The organism is Shigella sp. FC1661, assembly GCF_001712525.1.
GTDB classification, from domain to species: Bacteria; Pseudomonadota; Gammaproteobacteria; order Enterobacterales; family Enterobacteriaceae; genus Escherichia; species Escherichia coli.
Genome location: NZ_MDGW01000207.1, coordinates 1 through 3,453 on the forward strand (window position 1 = coordinate 1; position 3,453 = coordinate 3,453).

At 46.8% G+C, this 3,453-nt stretch carries 6 protein-coding genes and 2 pseudogenes; 4 read left to right on the top strand and 4 right to left on the bottom strand.

What is annotated here, in order from left to right; translation table 11 throughout:
- From BFF42_RS12780 to BFF42_RS12795, 4 genes and pseudogenes are all read right to left on the bottom strand, one after another.
- On the bottom strand, positions 1-195 hold a 195-nt coding region (locus tag BFF42_RS12780; RefSeq protein WP_032291100.1), incomplete at its 3' end, for an IS3 family transposase.
- A 73-nt stretch (positions 196-268) separates the two neighbouring features.
- A pseudogene (locus tag BFF42_RS27735) lies at positions 269-349 on the bottom strand (helix-turn-helix domain-containing protein); the annotation flags it as partial.
- A 90-nt stretch (positions 350-439) separates the two neighbouring features.
- Entirely contained in the window at positions 440-862 is a 423-nt protein-coding gene (locus tag BFF42_RS12790; protein ID WP_000702027.1) for a toxin YdaT family protein, read from the bottom strand.
- Positions 846-1,073: pseudogene (locus BFF42_RS12795) on the bottom strand (Cro/CI family transcriptional regulator). The gene BFF42_RS12790 and the pseudogene BFF42_RS12795 overlap by 17 nt, the downstream one beginning before the upstream one ends.
- 76 nt (positions 1,074-1,149) lie before the next feature.
- On the opposite strand from BFF42_RS12795, the gene BFF42_RS12800 reads away from it, so the two are divergent.
- The 4 genes from BFF42_RS12800 to BFF42_RS12815 all read left to right on the top strand — a co-directional run.
- Positions 1,150-1,557, top strand: a complete 408-nt coding sequence (locus BFF42_RS12800; RefSeq protein WP_146759042.1) for a helix-turn-helix domain-containing protein — start codon at positions 1,150-1,152, stop codon at positions 1,555-1,557.
- Positions 1,558-1,759: 202 nt separating this feature from the next.
- A complete protein-coding gene (locus BFF42_RS12805) occupies positions 1,760-1,912 on the top strand; it encodes a DUF1391 family protein (RefSeq protein ID WP_000379550.1) in 153 nt (50 codons plus the stop codon).
- Between the two features lie 421 nt (positions 1,913-2,333).
- On the top strand, positions 2,334-3,173 hold the full coding sequence (locus tag BFF42_RS12810; RefSeq protein WP_000935605.1) for a Rha family phage regulatory protein: 840 nt from the start codon (positions 2,334-2,336) through the stop codon (positions 3,171-3,173).
- Positions 3,174-3,330: 157 nt separating this feature from the next.
- Positions 3,331-3,453: IS3 family transposase (locus tag BFF42_RS12815; protein WP_005083954.1), on the top strand; the 123-nt coding region annotated here is incomplete at its 3' end.

The following is a 3,453-nucleotide window of genomic DNA, read 5'->3' on the forward strand; positions in this document are numbered from 1 at the left end:
GATTTGTTCTGGTGTTATCGGAGAGGCTTTTGGTGTTTTGCCCTGACGCTCATCACGCAGTTGTTTGACCCATCTTGTCATTGTGGAAAGGCCAACATCCATAGCTTTGGCGGCATCTGCCACCGTGTATTTCTGGTCAACAACCAGTTGAGCGGATTCGCGTTTAAACTCTGCGCTAAAATTTCTTTTTTTCATTGGAGCACCTGTGTTGTTCTGAGGTGAGCATATCACCTCTGTTCAGGTGGCCAAATTCAGTGTGCCACTTCACAGCCAGCTTAATCAGAACCAGCTTACGCAATGGATTACCCACTTTAATTTCCATTGCTTTTGCCATTAGTTTCATGCTCATATATAGAAACCTCGTCTGGTGCCGAACCTTCCTCCGGATATAATCTGTGATTCCCCAATCAACAGAACCAGAGGAGGTTCGGCATAAACATCAATGCACAACGACAGAATCGTCGGACGACCCACCACCGCTGAAATGTGCTTTCCGGTAAACGGCCTGAACTGCGTCATCATGCGCATCAATTGCCGTACTCAACGCTTCCTGCGCCGCCAGTAATGCACGGCGTTCCAGGGTATCGAAGATACAGAGTCGGTGACGCAGCTCACGCGGAAGAATTGCCAGAACCGCAGGGATCAGTTTCTGAATTTTTTCCCTTTGCGCTTTCGTTTCACCTTTCAACCAACGGTGATAGATATTCTGCTGATTGTTCCAGTCCTTGCCTGGTACCAGAGGCAATTCGCCGCCCCCCTGCCGCAGATATTCTTCAGTAATTGCGTTAGCGACCCACGCCTGCCCTTTTTCGGCTGCCAGGGCTAACAGCACTGATTCGATGTGCTCATGCCTGATTTTCATGAATCACCTTCCCAGGTCGTTTTGCCTTACGATATTCGTCATAAACTTTGGGGTCGTACTAAAGTTCCCCGCCAGATGCCTCTTGCAGGCGCATCGCGCGACCTTCAGGAACCAGTTCCCCCCATGCAGCAATGCTTGCCAGCCTAACTCCTGCGGCATTGGCAAGCTTTGTTTTGCTGCCAAAAAACGCTATAGCATCAATTTTCAACATATCGAGCTCCTTAGATTTTCCTAAGAAAACTAGATCGTAGAGAAACCTAAGTCAAGAAAAATTAGAATTCCCTAATATGAAAAACGAAACCTTCGGTGCTCGCCTCTTACATAGGCGTAAAAAATTAAAACTGTCTCAGGTCGCATTAGGTAAGCTGGTCAAAGTGGCTCACGTAACAATTTCTCAATGGGAAAGAGATGAAACACAGCCGGCGGGGAAAAGATTATTCGCACTGAGCCAAGCGCTTCAGTGCTCACCGACTTGGCTTCTTTTTGGGGATGAAGATAAACAACCAGGCGAACCGATCCCGGATAATCAGCCAGCCATTCTGACAGAAGATCAAAAAGAGTTACTTCAACTGTTCGACGCACTGCCTGAGTCAGAGCAAAAGGCCCTGTTGTCAGAGATGCGTGCTCGAGTTGAAAATTTCAACAAACTTTTTGAAGAACTACTCAAAGCTCGCAAAAGAAGCGCAAACAAATAATCCCCTTTTTTCTCCACACCCTGTAATAAAAAGCACAAACTTTCAAACACTTGTGTTTTTTACATCAAAAAAACTTAGGTTTTTCTACATAAAATCTTGACTTCACATCTTAGGTTATTCTAAATTTCATTCATCAAGACACCGCACGGTGTTCTCAGCAAACAGTTCCGCTACCCCGGCGTTAAGGGGAAATGAGGTCAGCATGGATACTATCGATCTTGGCAACAACGAATCCCTAGTGTGTGGCGTGTTTCCCAATCAGGACGGCACATTCACCGCCATGACGTATACCAAAAGCAAAACGTTTAAAACCGAAGCTGGCGCACGTCGCTGGCTTGCCAAAAATACCAGCTAATCCATTTATTGGATTAATTCAATATTCTCGCTGTAGAGGTATAGCCGAGGCCACCAAAGCCCGGAGGTGGTGAAATAAAACCGGGCACAACACGAAGGCGCATTTCCGGTATTCATAAAGAGTCGGTCTTGTCTGTGAAATTTAAATGGTGGGAGTGCGCTTCCGGTTGTAAATAACGACATTGCTGTGTGAAGTACCAGTTGGCGGCATCGGTTTAATTGCTGGCTGATGTCCGCCCTTTTTAAAGTGAATTTTGTGATGCGGTGAATGCGGCTAAGCGCACGCGGCACAGTTAAAAGTCATGTTAGTCCTTATTGGTTTGGGTGGGAAAGCCGACTGTAATTGTTAACTGGTTAACGTCACCTGGAGGCACTAGGCACCGCATCACAAAATTCACTTCGGTGATGAAAGGAAAGAGAAAATGTTGAATGTAGCTATTGAAAACCAGAACGGGTGGAATTATAGTGTACCTGCACCTCATAAAACGGGTGCCGGGATTAGCACCCCGAAAGTTACTCGAGCGCATAACCGCGCTGAAGCGGTTTTTTTATGCGTAATGCACAGCCACATTCAAATTATGGTGAGGCGTGCGGGGCAGCCGCAAGGCTGGCCGGGTTCTCGAGTGACCGGTAGTGCTAACCCTGTGCGTCTCACCACCCATGAGATTAGCACCTCTGCTGGTGAGTTAATTAACTTATCACTTGAGGATGTCATTATGGCTACTACCCTTTCTCACCCTGACGTAACCATCGAAAATGGTCGCGCCGTCACTACTTCTATTTCGATTGCTGAGTTTTTTGGCAAGCAGCATCACCATGTTGTTCAAAAAATAGAATCCCTCGAATGTTCTGAACTATTTTTAACCAGCAACTTTTCGCGGGTTAAATTCGAACACCGCGGCAATTCTTATAACGCCTACCAAATCACCAAAAACGGCTTCGTTTTCCTGGTGATGGGCTTCACGGGCAAAAAAGCCGCCACATTCAAGGAAGCCTACATTGCTGAGTTCGACCGCATGGAGGCCGAACTGCGCCAGAATAACACCCCACCTGCTGACAAGATGATTCCGGGTGATGGTCGCACTCTGGTTGTTCACTTCGACAAATTCGGCAATGTCGAATTCACCGAAACCGTTCCTGATGGCGCACTGGTCTGTACCCTGGAGACTTTCCGGTTTTATCTGGAAAAACAGGGCTGGACTCTTGTAAACCGGGGCGCAATTAAAAACATGACCGTAGAGCAGTTGCTTTCCTTAAAATAAAAATGGAGCTATGGATATGAACCCCATGCTTGATTATTGTTTTACACCTGCCCTCAGGCTGAGGTAGCCTGAGTTTAACGGACACTGAAGTGGCACACTGAATTTGGCCACCTGAACAGAGGTGATATGCTCACCTCAGAACAACACAGGTGCTCCAATGAAAAAAAGAAATTTTAGCGCAGAGTTTAAACGCGAATCCGCTCAACTGGTTGTTGACCAGAAATACACGGTGGCAGATGCCGCCAAAGCTATGGATGTTGGCCTTTCCACAATGACAAGA

Bases quoted from the DNA above. Each gene is read 5' to 3' on its own strand.
- BFF42_RS12790 (WP_000702027.1), bottom strand. From the start codon at position 862: ATGAAAATCAGGCATGAGCACATCGAATCAGTGCTGTTAGCCCTGGCA.
- BFF42_RS12800 (WP_146759042.1), top strand. From the start codon at position 1,150: ATGAAAAACGAAACCTTCGGTGCTCGCCTCTTACATAGGCGTAAAAAA.
- BFF42_RS12805 (WP_000379550.1), top strand. From the start codon at position 1,760: ATGGATACTATCGATCTTGGCAACAACGAATCCCTAGTGTGTGGCGTG.
- BFF42_RS12810 (WP_000935605.1), top strand. From the start codon at position 2,334: ATGTTGAATGTAGCTATTGAAAACCAGAACGGGTGGAATTATAGTGTA.